This is a genomic window from Bartonella sp. AP19HLJMH, assembly GCF_042196245.1.
Classification (GTDB): domain Bacteria; phylum Pseudomonadota; class Alphaproteobacteria; order Rhizobiales; family Rhizobiaceae; genus Bartonella.
Genome location: NZ_JBHIPX010000012.1, coordinates 1 through 20406 on the forward strand (window position 1 = coordinate 1; position 20406 = coordinate 20406).

General features: G+C 36.9%; 14 protein-coding genes and 1 tRNA gene. 9 read left to right on the forward strand and 6 right to left on the reverse strand.

What is annotated here, in order from left to right; translation table 11 throughout:
- The first annotated feature begins 152 nt into the window (after positions 1 to 152).
- The gene (locus ACFINR_RS06430) at positions 153 to 545 is read left to right on the forward strand and encodes a helix-turn-helix domain-containing protein (RefSeq protein WP_375616573.1); all 393 of its coding nucleotides are present in this window, start codon (positions 153 to 155) and stop codon (positions 543 to 545) included.
- Positions 546 to 634: 89 nt separating this feature from the next.
- On the opposite strand, the gene ACFINR_RS06435 is transcribed toward ACFINR_RS06430, so the two are convergent.
- Positions 635 to 709, reverse strand: a tRNA-Glu gene (locus tag ACFINR_RS06435).
- Positions 710 to 2043: 1334 nt separating this feature from the next.
- Between ACFINR_RS06435 and ACFINR_RS06440 the strand changes: the two genes are divergently transcribed.
- Together ACFINR_RS06440 and glpX are read left to right on the forward strand one after the other, a co-directional pair.
- Entirely contained in the window at positions 2044 to 3360 is a 1317-nt protein-coding gene (locus ACFINR_RS06440; protein WP_375632175.1) for a homoserine dehydrogenase, read from the forward strand.
- Positions 3361 to 3504: 144 nt separating this feature from the next.
- On the forward strand, positions 3505 to 4491 hold the full coding sequence (gene glpX / locus ACFINR_RS06445) for a class II fructose-bisphosphatase (RefSeq protein WP_375617770.1): 987 nt from the start codon (positions 3505 to 3507) through the stop codon (positions 4489 to 4491).
- 105 nt (positions 4492 to 4596) lie between these two features.
- On the opposite strand, the gene ACFINR_RS06450 is transcribed toward glpX, so the two are convergent.
- Positions 4597 to 5703: a branched-chain amino acid aminotransferase gene (locus ACFINR_RS06450; protein WP_375613100.1), complete on the reverse strand. Its 1107-nt coding sequence runs from the start codon at positions 5701 to 5703 to the stop codon at positions 4597 to 4599.
- 310 nt (positions 5704 to 6013) lie between these two features.
- Between ACFINR_RS06450 and ACFINR_RS06455 the strand changes: the two genes are divergently transcribed.
- Positions 6014 to 6289: a hypothetical protein gene (locus ACFINR_RS06455; RefSeq protein ID WP_375611528.1), complete on the forward strand. Its 276-nt coding sequence runs from the start codon at positions 6014 to 6016 to the stop codon at positions 6287 to 6289.
- 177 nt (positions 6290 to 6466) lie between these two features.
- On the opposite strand, the gene ACFINR_RS06460 is transcribed toward ACFINR_RS06455, so the two are convergent.
- The 3 genes from ACFINR_RS06460 to ACFINR_RS06470 all read right to left on the reverse strand — a co-directional run bounded on the left by ACFINR_RS06460 (position 6467) and on the right by ACFINR_RS06470 (position 12125).
- Complete coding sequence (locus ACFINR_RS06460) at positions 6467 to 8983, reverse strand: SPOR domain-containing protein (RefSeq protein ID WP_375653417.1); 2517 nt, start codon at positions 8981 to 8983, stop codon at positions 6467 to 6469.
- A 151-nt stretch (positions 8984 to 9134) separates the two neighbouring features.
- A complete protein-coding gene (gene argS, locus ACFINR_RS06465; RefSeq protein ID WP_375627798.1) occupies positions 9135 to 10892 on the reverse strand; it encodes an arginine--tRNA ligase in 1758 nt (585 codons plus the stop codon).
- 30 nt (positions 10893 to 10922) lie between these two features.
- Positions 10923 to 12125 carry a deoxyguanosinetriphosphate triphosphohydrolase gene (locus ACFINR_RS06470; RefSeq protein ID WP_375653424.1) on the reverse strand — a complete coding sequence of 401 codons (1203 nt, stop codon included), beginning with the start codon at positions 12123 to 12125 and terminating at the stop codon, positions 10923 to 10925.
- A 108-nt stretch (positions 12126 to 12233) separates the two neighbouring features.
- Here ACFINR_RS06470 and ACFINR_RS06475 point away from each other — a divergent pair, with 108 nt between their 5' ends.
- The 5 genes from ACFINR_RS06475 to glmS all read left to right on the forward strand — a co-directional run bounded on the left by ACFINR_RS06475 (position 12234) and on the right by glmS (position 17780).
- Positions 12234 to 12557 (forward strand): HesB/IscA family protein, encoded by a 324-nt coding sequence (locus tag ACFINR_RS06475; protein WP_375613096.1) that lies wholly within the window; start codon positions 12234 to 12236, stop codon positions 12555 to 12557.
- Positions 12558 to 12596: 39 nt separating this feature from the next.
- A complete protein-coding gene (locus ACFINR_RS06480; RefSeq protein WP_375653508.1) occupies positions 12597 to 13586 on the forward strand; it encodes a carboxypeptidase regulatory-like domain-containing protein in 990 nt (329 codons plus the stop codon).
- 44 nt (positions 13587 to 13630) lie between these two features.
- Entirely contained in the window at positions 13631 to 14419 is a 789-nt protein-coding gene (locus tag ACFINR_RS06485) for a cytochrome c biogenesis CcdA family protein (protein ID WP_375653514.1), read from the forward strand.
- A 14-nt stretch (positions 14420 to 14433) separates the two neighbouring features.
- Complete coding sequence (gene glmU, locus ACFINR_RS06490; protein WP_375653431.1) at positions 14434 to 15783, forward strand: bifunctional UDP-N-acetylglucosamine diphosphorylase/glucosamine-1-phosphate N-acetyltransferase GlmU; 1350 nt, start codon at positions 14434 to 14436, stop codon at positions 15781 to 15783.
- A 173-nt stretch (positions 15784 to 15956) separates the two neighbouring features.
- The gene (glmS, locus tag ACFINR_RS06495; protein ID WP_375653438.1) at positions 15957 to 17780 is read left to right on the forward strand and encodes a glutamine--fructose-6-phosphate transaminase (isomerizing); all 1824 of its coding nucleotides are present in this window, start codon (positions 15957 to 15959) and stop codon (positions 17778 to 17780) included.
- 356 nt (positions 17781 to 18136) lie between these two features.
- Here the strand turns inward: glmS and recG are convergent, their stop codons facing one another.
- The gene (recG, locus tag ACFINR_RS06500) at positions 18137 to 20245 is read right to left on the reverse strand and encodes an ATP-dependent DNA helicase RecG (RefSeq protein ID WP_375653444.1); all 2109 of its coding nucleotides are present in this window, start codon (positions 20243 to 20245) and stop codon (positions 18137 to 18139) included.
- Positions 20246 to 20406 lie beyond the last annotated feature (161 nt).

Here is a 20406-nt window from a genome sequence, read left to right on the forward strand (position 1 = left end):
TTTGACTTTTTAGAATTAGAGACCCTTTGGACCTCTGGTTTTGCTAAAAAACCACCCCGAAAAGAACTCTTGATTCGTAATAATTGAAGAAAATCATAAAAAGATTTGTTAGAATCAGAAGAAAATATTTCTTCTCTAATAGGACTTTTTATATGGTTACATCTTTTGGTAAAATTTTACGGAAACTTCGCATTGATCACTCAGAACGCCTCTTAGATATGGCTAAGAAATTAGACATATCTGTAGCATTTTTATCTTCTGTCGAGATTGGCAAAAAATCTGTTCCTGTAGGACTGGAGGAAAAGATAATTGAACTCTATGCTTTAGATCAAGAGGTAGCAGAAATTTTGAGAAGAGAATCGGATGCTTGTCGCAAAAGTTTTACAATCAAGACTTCTGATCCGTTGAGGCGTAAAACTGTTGGCATGTTTTTTAGAACTTTAAAAGATTTTTCACAAGAGGATTTAGAAGCATTCAAAACATTATTAGAGATGATTAGCGAAGCGCAAAGAAAAGAAAATGCTACTGTTGTAGACAAATGTTAGAAAATCCTATTCCCTAACTTTTATTTACGTATCCCGTACTTTTAAAAAGATATATAAAATCAATAGATTATGTACAGAAAAAAGAAACATGGTACGCCCAAGGGGAATCGAACCCCTGTTTCCGCCGTGAAAGGGCGATGTCCTAACCGCTAGACGATGGGCGCAAACCAATGATGAGGCTTATAGAGAGGATCTTTTTACTTCGCAAGCCCTCTGTGTCATTTTTTTTGAAAAAAGTGTGTTTTATTGAATAATTTTTGAGCGATTCCTGTTTAGATCATTTTATTTTCTAAGATTTTTTGTAGAAAAAATATAAAGTTATCATGATTGATAGAAAATTTTGATGTGGGTATCATCTCAGGGAATGATATTTTCAGTTTTGAGGAGTAGGCAAAAATGATCAAAAACAGCATTTTTAATGTATTTATTTTTTGCATATTTTATCGCTTGTTATCTTTGCTCACCACATGAGAATATTATTTAACTTGCTTGAAAGAGCCTTTATACAGAAGATTTCTCATTTGAGTTTATCATAAAGCAAAAACTGTATAATTTATGAAGTAGAAAGAAAATATTTATTACCAAATTAACAAATAATACAAAAGTTTTTCTATGAATAATCCATAGATTATTTGCAGTTTAACAAAATATAAATAGATATCTGTATGATAAAAATGAAAATATTAAAGCAATTTTTATAGAAAATATAAAAAAATATTTTTTTATATTTACTTTTACATGTCTGTAAAATTTTTAAAATTAAAAACCATTCATTTGCTCTTTTACATATTGAGAAGGTTTTTGATTTGAAAATGAATTAGCGTCGATAAAGGGCAGATTAAGATTTTTGTCATTTCAATTCGCTAGTTTTTTAAAGAGGTGGCAATAAGTTGAGATAAAATATTCGAATTTTGCAAATTTATTTTCCATATTTATAATATTTTAGAATTATGGTGTGTGCATATTAAGTCTTGTGTTTTACTTTAATGTAAGGTTCTATTTTGATATATGAGTGCGTTAAGATTTTTGCATTAAAGATTTATAGTTTAAGCTATGGAATGGTAGGAAGGGATGTGTTATTATTGACTGAACTACTTTATTTTATCCATTCTCTTAATTTATCATATGAAAGAATGTTTTTTGTTCCATATTTGTCGATTTAGAAGAGATATTTTTATTCTTTCTTACTAAGTCTTCAATATTCTTTAACTTGTTATTGATTATTTTTTAGAACTTTTCTTTATGGCAACTTGCATTTATCAGTTTTACAGATTTTCATTCTGAATTAAATATTTTATAAGATTCTGAAATCTTTGAAGACAATAAATATTATATTTTTAGGAATGTTGATTGAATAAGCGGGGATAATTCTATTGGAGAAAATAAAGTGAATAGAGCGGGATATTTCTTTTGTTCTTATGGATATAGATATTCTTTGTGTTGATTGGCACATCATTTAAACGATTCTTCAATGAAGATAGGGATCAGTGGTTAGAATATGGCAGAAGCTTTAAAAGTTGGCGTTGCGGGACTTGGTACAGTTGGTACTTCAGTTGTTCGAACTCTATTTGAAAAAGCGAATAGTTTAGCTTGTCAATGTGGGCGATTCATCAAAGTTGTTGCTGTTAGTGCGCGTGATAAAGGTCGCAATCGTGGAATTGATCTTAGTGGTATAAAATGGTTTGATTCACCTGTGGAGTTGGCTGCTTCTGATGAGATTGATGTTTTTGTAGAGTTAATTGGTGGTGAATTGGATGTGGTGTATACCGCTGTTAAGAGAGCGCTTGAGGCGGGACATCATGTTGTAACAGCCAATAAAGCTCTTCTTGCTCAACATGGCGTAGAGCTGGCTATAATTGCAGAAAAAAAAGGTGTTTTTCTTCATTTTGAAGCAGCTGTTGCAGGGGGAATTCCTGTCATCAAAGCGATGAGAGAATCACTTGTCAGTAATCGCATATCGCGAATTTATGGTATTCTCAATGGAACATGTAATTATATATTAACACGCATGTTTACGGAAGGTCTTTCATTTAAAGATTGTTTAGCAGATGCACAGAGACTTGGGTATGCTGAAGCAGATCCAAGTTTTGATATTGAGGGAAATGATACTGCTCATAAATTAGCTTTGTTGACAAGCTTGGCATTTGGAACTGCTGTTTCGTTAGATGATGTTTATGTTGAAGGAATTCATAATATTTCGCAAATTGATATTCGAGCAGCTGATGAATTGGGGTATCGGATTAAGCTTTTAGGGGTTGCATTAAAAACGGATTCTGGAATAGAGCAACGCGTTCATCCAACAATGGTACCAACATCCTCAATGATTGCACAGATAAATGGTGTAACCAATGCTCTTTCTATTCAAAGTGATTTATTAGGTGAATTACTGTTTTCTGGTCCTGGCGCCGGAGGAAAGGCAACAGCATCAGCCGTTATTGGTGATTTGGCTGATATAGCAAAAGCACGTTCTGGTTTTCAGTATGCACCTGTTTTAAGACGCCCAGCATTAGAACTTGCTCCTCATAAAAAAGCACGTATTTCGCATCATGCAGGTGGTTATTTTATTCGTTTAAATGTTCATGATCGTACTGGTGTTTTTGCCGCGGTCGCAAGGCATATGGCTGATAATCACATCTCATTGGAGTCGATTGTTCAAAGATCTTTTGTAGAAGATCAAATTGAAAAAACAATTATTTTAATTACGCATGAAACAACAGAGGTGAATGTACGACAGGCACTTGCAGAAATTGAAAAAGATGGACATCTTGTTGCAAAATCTCAATTTATTCGTATTGAACCTATGACAGAGAATTGATAACTTTCTTGATAATGACAAAAAGGAACGCTTGAGTTCTTTTATCTCTTGTGGAAAATTTTCATCTTTGCCAAAAAACTTTATTCTTAGTATTTAATAAGGACTCATATTTTTTCTGGTATTCATTCGGTAGGATTTTTTCATATGCCCACAACTCAGAAGATTTTAAATGGACTTGATCGTATTTTGACGCTTGAATTGGTACGTGTTACTGAACGTGCTGCTGTTGCTGCTGCACGCTGGCGCGGACGTGGCGATGAAAAGGCAGCGGATCAAGCTGCTGTAGATGCAATGCGGCAGGAACTTAATCGATTGCCTATTGATGGTACAGTGGTGATTGGTGAAGGTGAGCGGGATGAAGCGCCTATGCTTTATATTGGAGAAAAAGTAGGTCTTCAAAGTGGATTGGCGATCGATATTGCACTTGATCCACTAGAGGGTACAACACTTTGTGCTAAAAATATTGCCAATTCTTTGGCAGTAGTTGCAATTGCTGAAAAGGGTAATCTCCTTTATGCCCCTGATGTTTATATGAACAAAATTGCTATTGGTCCTGGTTATCCAAAGGGAGTAGTCGATATAGATGCTTGTCCTACCGATAATATACATGCTCTTGCGAAGGCTAAAGGAGTGACTGTTAATCAGATTGTTGTTTGTATTATGGATAGACCTCGTCATGAAAAATTGGTTAATGAAGTACGAGCGACAGGGGCGTCGATTCGCTTGATTGGGGATGGAGATGTGGCTGCTGTTATTGATACAACTGATCCAGAAGAAACAGGTATTGATATCTATATGGGGATTGGTGGAGCACCTGAAGGTGTCTTAGCTTCTGCTGCTTTGCGCTGCATTGGAGGACAGATGCAAGGTCGTTTGCTGCTTGATACAGAAGAGAAAATTGCTCGTGCAGCTAAAATGGGGATTAGTGATCCCAATAAGGTTTATACAATGGAAGAAATGGCAAAGGGTGATGTTTTGTTTTCAGCAACAGGGGTGACAGATGGCAATATGCTTTCTGGTGTTAAATTTACATCTCGTTACATTCAAACGGAAACTCTCGTAATGCGCTCCCATACGGGTACAGTCCGTAATATTAAAGCAAAGCATAGAAATCATTCGAAATTTGATTAATGCTTTCTTTTTTGTCACTAAAAATAGAGGGAATTTTTCTAGGAAAAACGCTTCCATGAATCTACTTTCATGGAAGCGTTTATAGATATGAGAATACCTTAAATATTATGAGATCTGGACAGAATGTACCCAGCCATTTTTATCTTCTATGTTCCCTTTTTGAATGCCAACCAATTGTGTACGAAGCTGCTTTGTAACTTCTCCAACTGTTTCATTTCCAATAATAAATTCTCCCCCTTTATATCTAAAACGACCAATTGATGTGACAACGGCAGCTGTACCACAAGCAAAGGCTTCTTTAAGGTGTCCACTCTTTGCATCTTCTTGAAGCGCTGTAAAAGAATAAGGACGCTCTTCTATTTTTAATCCCATTTGTTGAGCTAACCTTAAGATTGAATCACGGGTTATCCCTGGAAGGATAGTTCCATTAAGTGGGGGGGTTACAAGTGTATTATTGTCCATAATAAAGCAGACATTCATACCACCAAGTTCTTCAATCCATTTATGTTCAATCATATCAAGGAAGAGTACTTGGCTACAATTATTTTCAGTTGCAGTTTTTTGTGCCAGTAAGCTTGCTGCATAGTTTCCACCACATTTGGCAGCCCCTGTTCCTCTTGGACCGGCACGACTATAATCTGTTTCAATCCAGACGCTGACAGATTTTTCTTCTCCTTTGAAATAGGATTCAACTGGAGAGGCTATGACACAAAAAAGATATTCTTGAGAAGGGCGGACTCCCAAAAAGTTTTCATTGCCAAACATAAATGGACGGATATAGAGGCTAGCGTTGGGCTGATCAGAAACCCATTTTTGATCAATCTTTACTAATTGATGAACGGCATCCAGAAAAATATCTTTTGGCAATTCTGGCATAGCTAAACGTTGTGCTGATTCTATAAAGCGTTGTGCATTGGCATCAGGACGGAAGAGCAAGATGCGTCCATCTTTTGCACGATATGCTTTTAAACCCTCAAAAATTTCCTGTCCGTAATGTAAAACGGTACTTGCAGGGTTAATTTCTAAAGCTTTGTATTGAGAAATGACGGCATTGTGCCAGCCTTTGTCTTCAGTCCATTGAATAGTACACATGTGGTCTGTAAAAAATTGACCAAAACCGGGACTTTTTAAAATTTCTTCATATTTTTCTTCTGACAGAGGAGATGGGTGTTTTTCTATTTTAAAGGGAAGCGATGATATGGGAGATTTCATAAAAAACCTTTTGAGTATGTTTCATTTTTATTAATAAAAATAATGAAATATTTTGATTATAACTCTATTATTAACAAAACCTTTGTGTCAATGTTTTATTATAGAATACAAAGGGGTTTATTATAGAATTCAAAGGCTAGAGTAGGGTAGATATTTTAATTCTATCCTCGCTTCTTTTTCTCAACTTTATGAAGTAAACTGGAACTTTTGTTTATAATTATCGTTTTCTCACAATAAGTATCTGAATAATTGCATATATGCATATTTTCTAGAAATTTAAAGGTAAGGGAATTGAGAAAAGGAATCCACTATGATTGATAAAAATTATCACACATATGAAGAACGTATGGCCGCAGAAAGAAGAGGTCGTGAACAACCTGTTTCAATCGCTAAGGGTATTTTTGCTATTCTTCTTGCGATGGTTATTATCTGGTTTATTTTTGGTTTTTTAGGATCTTTTTTTGCAAAATCTCCTGAACATAGTTCGCGTTATAATACCCCAGAAACAAGCCAAAGTGTAACAACGCCCAAAAAAGATTTAAATTCGCTTCCTCCTGTACCTTATACCTATAAGGGTACGGAGTAATTTTTTCGTAAATATAATCTTTTAGATAGGGCGAAAATCGACGTAGATTAAGGAATAAAGTCAGCACAAAGACATAAAAAAGAGAGGAATGATTTTAATTTCTGAAGTTTTTGATAAGTAATTAAATGGTATGGAAATAAATAATGCAACGGTTGTTAAAACCGTTGCATTATTGGTTTAGCGTGTGATGAAGCAGCTTCCACCAGAACTTTTAATGGATTCACAAAGGATTATGGCTTCATTACGGTCTTGCGCTTGAATCCGAACACGGTAATAAGTACCTTTTCCTGGTATAAAAGCGGATTGAATATTTAAAGAACGGGCACCGATAAGGAATCCAAATTTAGATTTCATATTTTTTAAAGAATTTCTAGCGAGCTCATACGTTGGTTGAGATGCAAGTTGTACGTAATAACTTTCTGAATTTTGTGCTGCGACTCTGTTTGGTGATATGGGGCGAGACGCGGCTGGTGTTTCAACTTGTGTATTTCTTTCTGCATGAGAAGGGATAGGGATAAATTTTTCTTCAATATTTGAGCTAGAATTATTTTCTGCGATTATTTTATCAATATTATTTTTGAGATCATGATCTCTTTCTTGGTCGTTTATATCAGAATCATGCGACGAAACAAGGGACGAATCTTGAAGTTCATTAGAAGTTTGATCAATGCTTTCTTCAGATTGAGCAGCAGTTTTGCTGTTTGTTTGATGCGCGGGGGCTAGTGTAACTGTACCATCTTGATTGACAATAACAGTTTGTACTTCTCGCATTGGAATAGTATGATTTATGGCTTCTGTGACTGCATCTTCAACATCAGATTCATTTAAAGACGATGAGAAAACGCTTGAAGATTCTTCAGGGTTTAATTCTTTTAAATTTTCAGGTTGTTCAGAGTTATCAATAAGAAATTGTTGTGTATTTTCTTGTTTCTCATTTTGTTCAGTTGTTTGTTTATAAATATCTAAATTATGTGCAACATCATTTTTCGTTTCAGTTGTTTCTGGTTTGAATTTAAAAGGCGTATTATCAGCGTGGATAATGACCGTTTCTTCATTTTTTTGTGATGGCATAAAAAAATGAGAATAACCAGCAAACCCAAGTCCTATTAAAATAAGTATAAAAAAACCTTTAATGAAAGTTTTACCAAAAATAAAACTTTTTAAGGGAGGAGGAGCTGATGGAGGTGTGGGAACCTCATCTGAGTTTGTGTATGATGAATTCTCGCTAAAAGAGGGAAAATTATATTCCATATTGGCAGAAGAAAAATAGTCGGAATTTTGTTCTTTAGAGTTTATATAAACACCTTCTTTTGAATTTTGCATAGACTGATGAAAAACTTCACTAAAAACCTCGTTTTTCTGTTTTTTTTGAGAAAAATTATCCGTTGGGACATTCCCTACATTGAGTACATCAGCAAATTCTTCTTCTAAACCACCATTAGTTGGCACATCATATTCTGGCGCTTCATACGGGACTTCTGGAACCATAATAGGACCAGTTTTTTCTACGATTTCCTCTGAAAATTTATAAGTATCAACATTGGGAGGGGGAGTATCTCTGTGCGTATAGTTATGGGCAAAAAAGCCATCCGTTTGTTTTGTATTTAAAGAGGGGGATGAGGAAAGAAACTCATCTAAATTATTTTCATTATATGAAATTTCTCTATTTGGGTTAGAGGCACCTTCGGCGTTATTGATGTATTGGGCTCGAGCCTCATCATATATCGGAACTTTTTCGCCATAAGTTTCTTGTTGTGAGGGGTTTTCTGCAAAAAAATGGGGATAATTGGTTGTATGATCTTCTTGTGAAGCCCCCTTTAAATAAGATTGTCTATCAACTGGTGGAGAATCTAAAGGTGAGGAGAAGGTACTTGTTGTTTGATTTCTTGCAGTGTTTTGTCTTTCTGACACAAGATTAGAAGATGAGAAAAACTCATTTTCCTCTGTAGAAGAGGAGACATCAGGATAATCTTTTTTAATCCAATTTTCTTGATCAGCTGAAATTTTATAGGGATGGTTTATAGGAGTGTCATAGAGGTTTTGATTGTCCTCATAAGTTTTTTGTATATTCGTAGTCTCAGGTTGTTGTGAATTTATTTGTGAAAAACGATTGGTTTGTTCAACATCTTCTGGCGTCTCTCTCTTATTTTCGTGCCTTTCAGATTTATCAAAAAAGAAATTTTCTGATTCTGATTGTGACATAAGATTACTTTTTTCAAGAAAAGGATCAGCATTGGTTGCTGTTTTTTTCTGTTGATGTGATTGATTCTTTGGGATTGGTAATGGAGAAAGCTCATCTAAAATTTGTTCTTCATCATGACTGCTAGGTGAAGAATATTTCTCTTCAGATAAATTATTTTGTTTTGAATGGTTGAAAGAAGAAGATTGTGCAATATCTGAGGCTGTTGCGTTGCTGGTTGCATGCAAGTCCCATTGTTTTTTTTGATCATCAAACGGTAAGTCATGTGCTAAATTTTTTTCAAGTTCCTCTTCTAGAAAGGAGAAATCAAAATCATCATCATGGGATGATGTTTCGGGGTGAGATGTTGATCGTTCTGTTTTTAAAGAAGATTGCTCATTTTGGTTTCCGCTTTGTTTGTGCGGATTAAAAATGCGCGTAAGCCTTTCTAAAGGATCATGGTGTTCATGATCGTGTTTTGTTTCGTGTAGATTTTTGCGATCGTTATCGCTCATAGCTTTTCTCACATGATGGTTTGCACTTACGTGCAATCAATGGTTGATTTTGATTTGTTATATTAAAATTATAAATTTTCCCCCTCTCATGCAAGGATACATGAAAAAGTTTATCAATAGAGTACCTATTGTATGTATTTATAGAACTTTTTCAACGCATTTCTATGGGTGCTTCGACTCCTATGATGGTAAGCCCTGATGATAAAATATTGATAACAGCTTGTATCAATCCTAATCTTGCAAAGGATAACTCTTTATCATCAGGTTGAATAAAGCGTAAATTGAGATTTTCACTCCCTTTATTCCAATGGGTGTGAAAGCTGGAGGCAAGGTCATAAAGGTAAAACGCTAATCGATGCGGTTCTTTATGAATTACGGCCTGTTCAATGATACGTGGATATTCAGAAAGTTTGCGTATTAACAATATTTCATGGTCATCTGTTAATCGATGAAGATGGGCAATCAATGTATTATTTGAAAAGCTTTTAATATGAAGCGCTTCTTGTGCTTGACGAAAGACTGAGTGACAACGTGCACTTGCATATTGTACGTAAAAGATGGGGTTATCTTTTGATTGTTCTGTTACTTTTGCAAAATCAAAATCAAGAGGTGCTTCACACTTACGGTATAGCATCATAAAACGCACAGGATCACGCCCAACCTCTTCGACAACATCCCGTAGAGTGACAAAAGATCCTGCTCTTTTTGACATGCGTACAGGATGACCGTTGCGAAAAAGTTTTACCAATTGACACAAGAAGACACTTAATTTAGCTTTATCCCCAGAAATTGCTTTTGCCATTGCCTCTAGTCGTTTTACATAGCCCGCATGGTCTGCGCCTAGAATATAAATCATTTCATCAAAATGACGATTAAATTTATCCCGAAAATAAGCAACATCAGCAGCAAAATAAGTGTAAGAACCGTCAGATTTGACTAAAACACGGTCTTGGTCATCACCGACATTTGTTGAACGGAACAAAGTTTGTTCGCTTGGTTCCCAGTCTTCTGTATTTTGTCCTTTGGGAGGGGGGAGTTTTCCTTTGTAGATATAACCATTTAAAGTGAGGTCGTTGATGGTGTTACGAATGGCGCGTGCATTATCTGCATAAAGCATTCGCTCAGAGAAAAAGATATCATGATAAATATTAAGAGCAGCCAAATCTTCGCGAATCATGGACATCATTGCATGAATTGCACGTTCTTTCACAAGAGATAAGGCTTCATCTTTATCCATCGTGAGGAGTTGGTCACCAAACTCTTGAGCAAGCGATTGACCCAATGGTATCAAGTATTCTCCAGGATAGAGTCCTTCTGGAATTTCATTAATTTCTTGCCCAAGAGCTTCACGATAGCGCAATAGTACCGAATGGGCGAGGACTTCGATTTGTTGACCCGCATCATTGATATAATACTCTTTTGTAATGTTATAGCCCGTAAATTGTAGCAAATTGGAGAGAACATCCCCAACAACTGCTCCGCGGCAGTGTCCTACATGCATTGGTCCAGTGGGATTTGCTGAGACATATTCAACATTGACGCATTTTCCTTGTCCCATTGGAATACGACCATAAGAAGTGCCTAATTCAAGCATAGATTTTATAGCATCTTGCCAAAATAATTTTGTAAGCTTTATGTTTATAAAACCAGGACCGGCAACATCTATATTTTCGATAGAGGAATCATTTTTAAGAAGTTCTATGATTTTATCTGCAAGTGCACGTGGATTGATTCCAATAGATTTTGCAAGCACCATAGCAGCATTGGTTGATAAATGACCGTGGGAGGAATCACGCGGAGGATCAACAGTGATTTTTGATAAATCTAGATCTTCTCCATTTTTTCCTTTTATATCAGATAATTCAATTGATCTCTTAATTTTTTTTTCGAAGTTTTTAAAGATATTCATATTTAGCTTCCATGATGATGCCAAAAGCCATTAAACGAAATTATCTGTATGGTCAAATAAACGCTGATATTCACGTAGAGCGTAGTGATCCGTCATGCCTGAAAGAAAGTCAGCAATCAAACGTGCTAACTCTTGATTTTTTAAGTGCACTGTTTTGCTCTGCCAACTTTCAGGCATTGTATTTGGATTTTCATAATAACAATTGAATAATTTTTGTACAATGCATTTTGCTGCATTGCGACGACTAAGAACTTGTTCATGGTAGTAAAGATTTTTAAATAAAAAGTTTTTTAGTTCTTTTTCATAAACGGTCATTGTCGGTGAAAAGGTGACAATGGTTTGTTTTGCTTGGTGAATATCGTTTATGCTTGTTGGTTTGATGCGTGCTAAATTTTCTTGTGATTGTTTGATAACATCTTCAACCATGGTTGTTATTTGTCTTCGTACAAGTGTGTAACCGCGACGCGCTTGGTCGAGGTGGGGATGCTCATCTGTTATATCTTTTAATATTGCTGCTGTTAGTGGAACATGTTCAAATTGATCGAGTGTTAAAAATTGCGAACGTAGACCATCATCAATATCATGCGCATTGTATGCGATATCATCTGCAATAGCAGCACATTGCGCTTCTAGTCCTGCAAAACAATCGAGTGCAAGGTCTTGCTTTACATTGTATTGTAAAATATCGATAGGAACCTCCTTATTCTTCGCGTGAGGACCTAAAAGGGGACCATTATGCTTTACAAGTCCTTCGAGGGTTTCCCATGTAAGGTTAAGTCCATCAAAATTTGCATAGCGCTGTTCTAGTTTTGTTACAATGCGTAATGCTTGTGCATTATGATCAAAGCCGCCATAATGTACCATGGCTTCATTAAGAGCATCTTCTCCTGCATGGCCAAAGGGTGTGTGTCCAAAGTCGTGAACAAGGGCAATGGCTTCGGCAAGGTCTTCATCAAGACACAGGGCACGGGCTAATGTTCTTGCAATTTGAGAAACCTCTATGGAATGGGTTAGGCGAGTACGGTAATGATCGCTTTCATCAGCAATAAACACTTGCGTTTTATGTTTAAGACGTCGAAATGCATTAGAATGGATAATACGATCTCTATCTCGTTGAAAAGGTGAGCGTGTGGTGCTCATCGTTTCATGGTATAATCGACCACGGCTTGTTTGTGGATGAGCACTGTATACTGCTCGAGATTGGTAATTGAAGTTGATATTTCCTATATCCATTGCAAGCTGTCTATTATCATCTTAAAATTGAGAGTGGTTTATGAGAAATAAACTGCTCTTTGAGTGTAGGATACTCTTTCTTGATGGTTTAATGCAAGGATATATAAAATGAATGTGAAAATTTCAGATGTTGCTGCCAAAAAAATTGCACAGATACTTTTGCGTGAAACCGATAAAATAGCATTACGTATTTCTGTTGAAGGTGGTGGGTGTTCTGGTTTTTCTTATAAATATGACTTGGTTTCTGAAATGTGTGAAGATGACCTCGTTCTCAAAAAAGACGGGGCAGTTGTGTTTATTGATTTACTATCACTTCCTTTTATGGAAGGAGCTGAGATTGATTTTGTTGATGATCTTATGGGGCAGTCTTTTCAAATCCACAATCCCAATGCTGTTTCATCGTGTGGTTGTGGTGTAAGTTTCTCAATTTAAAATGATGGCTGTGTGATATTGTTTCTTGAAAAAAAGATCATGTTGGTCAACAATGCAAAAATGGGTATTCTTATAAAAATAGTGCACCGATGTGTATGGTTGTGCGTGGTGCTTGCTTTATTGACTTGGAGTCACTGTGCTTTTTCTGAAGCAGGAGAAGGGCAAGATCAGCAGCAGAGACAATCAAGGAGTTTTATTGTAAAGACTCAAGAGCAGGAAAATGAAAACTTAGCATCTCAAACACAACTCATTTTGAATGCTCGATTAACAAATAGTCATCCGGATATTGAAAAAGGGCTTGTCTGGCGGGTTTATGCCCCTATTCTAGGGATTGATAATAAGTTACCATTAGTGGCAACCTATAAGGGGGGAAGTGCACGTTTTGATCTCGAACCAGGAAATTATCTTGTTCATGTCTCATTTGGTCATATGAGTGCTGTGCGCCATATTCGTTTAGAAAATGGGCAGAGTCTTGTAAAAAACTTTAATCTTGAGGCTGGTGGTGTCATTTTAAATGCAACACTGCTCAATGGCGTAATGAATGAAAAGGAACTCCGTTTTACCATTTATGAGGATGAAAAAGAAAATGATGATACGGGAGTAATTATATCAAATGTTAAACCCCAATCAGTTGTGCGTTTAAAAGCTGGCCGCTACCATGTTGCTTCCCATTATGGTTCTATTAATGCGACGGCTCGTTCGGATATTCAAGTGGATGCGGGTAAAATAACAGAAGTTACTCTTGAACATCAGTCCGCTCAGATTGTCTTAAAGCTGGTGCGACAAGAAGGAGGAGAAGCGCTTGCAGATACAAGTTGGTCTCTTGCCAATGATTCTGGTGATATCGTTTATGAAACAGTAGGTGCGTATGTTTCACTCGTGTTAGCGGAGGGAGAGTATATTGCAATTGCTAAAAATAAAGATAAAATCTATCAAAAAGTTTTTTCAGTCGTTTCTGGTCATGATGAAGATATAAGTGTGATAGCGAATGAAGAAAATATGCAGCGAGTTGATGAAGATGTGGATTGATTGTTGTTCATGGGGGGTAAACTATGATGAAAGACGGGGTATGAATTTTGATTGAAATTTCAACAGTTGGTGTGTTTTTTGCTGGGGCACTCTCTTTTTTGTCACCATGCGTTTTGCCGTTAGTTCCTCCTTATTTGTGCTATATGGCAGGGGTTGGTATTGATGATTTTCGTTCAGAAAAGCCTGATGAGAAAGTCTTTATCCGGTGGGCTTTATTATCTTCTGTTATTGCTTTTGTTCTTGGGTTTACGACTGTTTTTGTTGCTTTAGGTGCCAGTGCTAGTACAATTGGGAAATTCATCGGTTATTATCGTGATTGGTTTGCCCTTGCTGCTGGAATTGTCATTATTATTTTTGGTTTAAATTTTTTGGGGATTTTCAAGATCGCTTTTTTATTTCGTGAGGCGCGTTTTCAAACCCAAAAAACACCTGCTGGTCCTTTAGGCGCGTATATTATCGGTTTAGCTTTTGCCTTTGGTTGGACACCGTGTATTGGCCCTATTTTAGGTCCTATTATAACGCTTGCTGGAACAAAAGAAACTGTGGGAGAGGGAGCTGTTCTCTTAGCGGTTTATGCATTAGGTCTTGCTATTCCTTTTATGTTAGCAGCTTTATTTTCGAGCAGTTTTATGCGATTTTTAGGAGCTTTTCGTATTCATTTAGGAAAAGTTGAAAAAATCATTGGTGTTTTTCTTATTCTTACAGGGATTTTGTTTTTAACAGGTTCTATGCAGGATCTTTCATTTTGGCTTTTAGAACATTATCCTTCGTTGAGTTATATTGAAGATATTCGTTGGCACAATATTATGAATTTTTTTGGATTTTCTCGTTAGTCTTATGTGTTTTTATGGTTAGAAGTTGTCTTTCTATTGTTCTTGCCGCAGGTGAGGGGACGCGCATGAAATCGTCTCTGCCTAAGGTACTTCATAAAATTGCTGGATTGCCTCTTATATGCCATGTTCTAAAACAAATAGAATTGGCAGGCTCTTCACAATTAGTGGTTGTTGTGGGATATGGTGCTAAGGAGGTTACGCACGTTGTTCAGTCATTTGTAAAAGATGTAATGATTTTTGAACAAAAAGAGCGTTTAGGAACTGCCCATGCTGTTTTGTCTGCTCGTTTAGCTTTGCAAAAGGAGGTGGATGATGTGCTCATTGTTTTTGGGGATACTCCTCTCATTCAGCAAGATTCATTGCACCAAATGCGTGCACAGCTTGCTGATGGAGCAGATGTTGTTTTTGCAGGTTTTCATACCAAACATCCAACAGGTTATGGGCGTCTTCTCGAGAAAAATGGTCAATTGATTGCAATTGTAGAAGAAAAAGACGCTAGCGATGAAGAAAAAAAGATTTCTTTTTGTAACGGTGGAATACTCGCTATGCGTGGAAAACATGCACTTTCTCTTTTAGAGAAAGTTGGTAATAATAATGTGAAAAAAGAATATTACTTAACAGATATTGCTTCTCTTGCAACATGCGAAGGATTAGATGTGCGTGTTGTTGAAGTTCCTTTTGAAGATATTGTAGGAATTAACAACGGTCTTGAGCTTTCTGAGGCTGATTCTTTGTGGCAAAAACGTAAAGCGCGCGATTTAATGTTATCGGGTGTTACACTCTTAAAGCCAGAAACACTCTATTTTTCTTATGATACAGAAATTGCACCAGGGGTGGTGATAGAACCAAATGTTTATTTTGGGTTAAACGTAAAAGTACAATCTGGTGCGGTTATTCATGCATTTAGTTATCTCGAAGGTGCTGTGGTTGGTAGAGATGCACAGATTGGTCCCTATGCACGTTTGCGTCCTGGAACAGAGTTGGCAAAGTCCGTAAAGATTGGAAATTTTTGTGAAGTCAAACAAGCTAAGGTAGGAGAATCTTCTAAAATCAATCATTTAAGTTATATTGGTGATGCCGAAATTGGTGCACATACCAATATTGGAGCCGGTACGATTACTTGCAATTATGATGGATTTAACAAATATAAAACCATGATTGGTGATCATGCTTTTGTTGGGTCTAATACGGCACTTGTTTCCCCATTGGTAATAGGGGATGGCTCTTATGTTGCTTCAGGAAGTGTTATTACTGAAAATATTCCTATGAACAGTATGGCTTTTGGGCGTGCACGACAGGTTATAAAAGAGGGCTATGCGACAAAATTTCGAGAGCGTTTGTTAGAAAACAAACAGAAAAAATGATTATTTTCAGCTTATTCTTTTGTTTCGTGTTAATCTAACGATGGATGGAAGATTTATTCTTAAAGATTGCCGTATTCCATGTTTGAATTATTTTTATTATTTATAGTTTTAAATAAAGGCTGTTGGATTGTTTTGTAAAATTTGAATCTTAAGATGTGGGTTGGAGCTTTTTAATGTGTGGAATTATTGGAGTTCTTGGAAAGAGGTGTGTTACGTCCTCTTTGGTTGAGGGGTTAAAACGTCTTGAATATAGAGGGTATGATTCATCTGGGGTGGCAACGGTCCATAATGGGCATCTTTATCGTGTACGTGCTGAGGGGAAGCTTGTTCATTTAGAAGAAAAATTAAAAAAAACACCTCTGGAGGGAAGTTTAGGGATTGGTCATACCCGTTGGGCTACGCATGGAATTGCTGTTGAACGCAATGCGCATCCCCATGTGACTGAAAAGCTTGCGATTGTTCATAATGGTATTATTGAAAATTTTGTAGAACTGCAAAAGGAACTCATAGAGGATGGTTGTATCTTTGAAACAGAGACGGATACGGAAGTTATTGCACATTTAATAACGCGTGCATTAAAAGATGGTCTTTCTCCGCAAGAAGCCATACGTACCAGTTGGAAAAGGCTGCAGGGGGCTTTTGCTATTGCTCTTATTTTCGAAGGTGAAGATAACCTTATGATTGCGGCTTGTTCTGGTCCACCTCTGGCAATTGGTTATGGAAAAGATGAATTTTTTGTGGGGTCAGATGCCATAGCTTTGGCACCATTCGTTGATTATATTAGCTATATGGAAGATGGGGATTGGGCTGTTCTCACACGGGAAGGTGTTACAATTTATGATGCTAATAATCAACCGGTAAAACGTCCTGTGACGACATTACTTGAAGGGGCTTTATTGATTTCTAAGGGTAATCATCGTCATTTTATGCACAAGGAAATGTTTGAACAACCTGAAGTGATTTCTCATAATTTGGCGCATTATCTTGATCTTGGAAATTATGCGGTTCGACCCCTTGAGAATTTGATTGATTGGAAAAATATTCATCGTCTCCTTTTTGCGAGTTGTGGAACGGCTTATTATTCAACCTTAGTTGCGCGCTATTGGTTTGAGAAATTTGCCGCTTTAAGTGTTGATAATGATGTTGCTTCGGAGTTTCGTTATCGTGAACCTCCTATAACGTCTGATGTGTTATCGCTGTTTGTTTCTCAATCTGGTGAGACAGCTGATACATTGGCTTCTTTGCGTTATTGTCGTGAGCGGAGTGTAAAAACAGCAACAATTGTGAATGTAGAGCAATCAACAATGGCAAGGGAGGCTGATTTTATTCTCCCAACACTTGCCGGACCGGAAATAGGTGTTGCTTCAACAAAAGCTTTTACCTGTCAATTGGCAACGCTTGCTTCACTCGCTCTTAGTGCGGCTAAACAACGTGGCTATCTTTCGGCTCAAATGGAAAAGAAACTGGTTCAACAGTTGGCAGAAGTTCCACGTATTTTAAATGAGGTCTTAAAACTAGAGAGAAAAATTGAATGTATTTGTCGTGATTTGGTAAATGCAAAAAGTGTTCTTTATCTAGGACGTGGAACTTCTTATCCGATTGCTTTGGAGGGAGCCCTTAAACTGAAAGAGCTTTCTTATATTCATGCTGAAGGTTATGCGGCAGGTGAATTAAAGCATGGACCAATTGCTCTGGTGGATGAGACAATACCCGTTATTGTTGTTGCACCTTATGATCGGTGGTTTGAAAAAACTTTTTCTAATATGCAAGAAGTGGTAGCGCGTAATGGTCGTATTATTTTAATAACCGATAAAAAGGGAGCAGAAGTAGCTTGTCTTAAGACTTTATCAACGATCACTTTGCCAGATGTTCCAGAATTTATTTCTCCTATTATTTATGCACTCCCTGTTCAGTTAATCGCTTATCATACGGCTGTTTTATTAGGAACAGATGTTGATCAACCCCGTAATTTAGCAAAATCAGTCACGGTTGAATAAAAGTATATTTCTGAATCTTTTGGAGAATAATCAAGTGTAAGAAATTGATTTATAATGAAACTTATTTTTTCATTTTTCTCTGTTGAACGAGAATACTGAAGAAAGGTTTTTTATTCCTAAATCCTTTACGATAAAACGAAAAATATTTTCTTACCTATCAAAAAATAGATCAGTTATGTGAATATAATGGTAAAAAAAGACGCAATATTGCTTCTACTGTTTTAATGCAGTTGATTTGTTATTCGTTCATGAAGCATAAAGATGGTAAGAGACTGCGTAGATCATTTATGGGTAATTCTAAGAGAAAATCATATTTGAACAGAGAGGTATTTAAGTTTTTTATTAGAGGGTCTTTGTTATCCTGCTCGTAAGAGGCGTGCAGCATCGTTGTGTCCGAAAAGATAAAGGAGCAACCGTAAAGCTTGTCCTTGCTCAGAAGAAAGATGAGGATCGCGTTGTAAAAATAAACGAGCATCTTTTCTTGCCATTGACAAAAGATCGCTATGAACTGCAAGGTTTGCTATATGAAATTCAGGGACTCCGGATTGTTTTGTACCTAAAAGTTCTCCTTCGCCTCGTAGGCGCCAATCTTCTTCAGCAATTTCAAAACCATCTTCTGTATTGCGGATAATATTAAGGCGTGTTGCTGCTGTTTTAGTCAGTGGATCTTTATAGAGCAAAATGCAGGAAGATTTTTTATCGCCTCGTCCTACACGTCCACGTAATTGGTGCAATTGTGAAAGGCCAAAATGTTCCGCGTGTTCGATGATAATGATCGAAGCATCTGGAATATCTACTCCCACTTCAATGACGGTGGTTGCAACTAAAATACGTGTATTTCCACATTTAAAAGATGCCATAGCGGCTTCTTTTTCTGCTGTAGACATTTTTCCATGGATCATACCAACGTGTGCTCCAAAGCGCTCATGGAGAAATGCAAAGCGGTTTTCAATTGAAGTGAGATCAAGAGCTGTCGATTCTTCTACTAAAGGACAAATCCAATAGAGCTTTTCTCCTTTTTCTAATGCAATTGCGATTCTCTCTATAAGCTCATGAAGACGTTTCAAAGAAAGCGTTGCTGTTGTAATGGGTTGTCGTCCCATTGGTTTTTCGGTAATTTTAGAGACATCCATATCACCAAAAGCTGTTAAGACAAGTGTGCGCGGAATGGGCGTGGCGGTCATAACCAGCAGATCAGCTTTATTGCCTTTTTCTGTAAGAGCGATACGTTGATGGACACCAAAACGGTGTTGTTCATCGATAATGGTTAAAGCGAGATTATTATAAGTAACACTGTTTTGTATGAGAGCATGGGTTCCGATGACAATAGAAACTTGACCTGACAGAATATCATTCACGATATTTGTCCGCAATTTCCCTTTTTCTCGTCCTGTTAAAAGCGTTGTTTGTAATCCGACCTTTTCGGCAAGAGGAGCGATGGTGGCAAAATGTTGCCTAGCAAGCACTTCAGTTGGTGCCATTAAAGCTGATTGTCCTGAATTTTCAGCAATTTGTGCCATTGCCATCAATGCAACAACAGTTTTTCCTGCGCCTACATCACCTTGAAGTAGTCTTAGCATCGGTTCTGGTGAAGCAAGATCATTTGCGATATCTTCTACTGCTTTTTTTTGTCCGGTTGTGAGTTGAAAGGGGAGGATATTAAGCAATTTTTTAGTATAAATTCCTGTTGATGGTCGAGAAGTGCCAACAAGAGATTTAGTTTTCAAACGCACGAGTCCTAGTGCCAATTGACAAGCGAGCAATTCATCATAGGCAAGACGTTTGCGTGCTGTACTTTCTAAGGATAGATCATTGGGGTTAATGGGTGCATGGATACGGCGTAAAGCAACAGAAAAAGAAGGAAAATTTTGCTGCTTTTTTACATTTTCATCTATCCATTCTGGTAGAAGAGGAATAAAATCAAGAGCGTTTTGTATGGCGCGTCTTAGTGTCTTTACAGTTAGTCCGGCAGTAGAGGGATAGACAGGTTCGATCAGAGGTATCTGATTTGATTGTTCGCTTGGGGCAATATAGTCTGGATGCGCCATTGAAAGCTGTCCATTAAACCATTCAACTTTTCCTGATATAATGACTTTTTTTCCTTCGGGGAGTTGTTTTTTTAGCCAAAGAGGTTGAGCATGAAAAAAGACTAAATTTATTTTTCCTGTGTGATCATGGGCAATAACACGATAGGGAATTCGGTTGTGACCACGGGGTGGTGGTTGATGCTGATCGATGATAATTTCGAGCGTAACAGTATCTCCTTCTTTTGCACAAGTAATGTTGGGACGCATTCTGCGGTCTATAACGGAATGGGGCATTAATTGAAGAAGGTCAATAAGGGTTGCTTCGCGTTGTGTGGGATTAACATCTAAGAGTTTGGTCAATAAACCATAGACTTTAGGTGTAATACCAGAAAGAGTTCGGATAGAATTAAAAAGTGGGGTAAGAAGACTTGGAGGCATGAGCAAATTTAACCTGCCCTTTTTGTTTTTTCTAGACCTTTAGAAGAGCTTTTTGGGGATAAAGTCATAAAGACAAGGTTGCTTTATTTACACATTGAACTTTAGGAAGAGAAATTAATATTTAAAGAAAAATACAATTAAATGGTCAAAAATTAAAGTAC

Excerpts from the sequence above, each read along its gene's own strand:
- ACFINR_RS06430 (WP_375616573.1), top strand. The coding sequence starts at position 153 with ATGGTTACATCTTTTGGTAAAATTTTACGGAAACTTCGCATTGATCAC.
- ACFINR_RS06440 (WP_375632175.1), top strand. The coding sequence starts at position 2,044 with ATGGCAGAAGCTTTAAAAGTTGGCGTTGCGGGACTTGGTACAGTTGGT.
- glpX (WP_375617770.1), top strand. The coding sequence starts at position 3,505 with ATGCCCACAACTCAGAAGATTTTAAATGGACTTGATCGTATTTTGACG.
- ACFINR_RS06450 (WP_375613100.1), bottom strand. The coding sequence starts at position 5,703 with ATGAAATCTCCCATATCATCGCTTCCCTTTAAAATAGAAAAACACCCA.
- ACFINR_RS06455 (WP_375611528.1), top strand. The coding sequence starts at position 6,014 with ATGATTGATAAAAATTATCACACATATGAAGAACGTATGGCCGCAGAA.
- ACFINR_RS06460 (WP_375653417.1), bottom strand. The coding sequence starts at position 8,983 with ATGAGCGATAACGATCGCAAAAATCTACACGAAACAAAACACGATCAT.
- argS (WP_375627798.1), bottom strand. The coding sequence starts at position 10,892 with ATGAATATCTTTAAAAACTTCGAAAAAAAAATTAAGAGATCAATTGAA.
- ACFINR_RS06470 (WP_375653424.1), bottom strand. The coding sequence starts at position 12,125 with ATGGATATAGGAAATATCAACTTCAATTACCAATCTCGAGCAGTATAC.
- ACFINR_RS06475 (WP_375613096.1), top strand. The coding sequence starts at position 12,234 with ATGAATGTGAAAATTTCAGATGTTGCTGCCAAAAAAATTGCACAGATA.
- ACFINR_RS06480 (WP_375653508.1), top strand. The coding sequence starts at position 12,597 with ATGTTGGTCAACAATGCAAAAATGGGTATTCTTATAAAAATAGTGCAC.
- glmU (WP_375653431.1), top strand. The coding sequence starts at position 14,434 with ATGGTTAGAAGTTGTCTTTCTATTGTTCTTGCCGCAGGTGAGGGGACG.
- glmS (WP_375653438.1), top strand. The coding sequence starts at position 15,957 with ATGTGTGGAATTATTGGAGTTCTTGGAAAGAGGTGTGTTACGTCCTCT.
- recG (WP_375653444.1), bottom strand. The coding sequence starts at position 20,245 with ATGCCTCCAAGTCTTCTTACCCCACTTTTTAATTCTATCCGAACTCTT.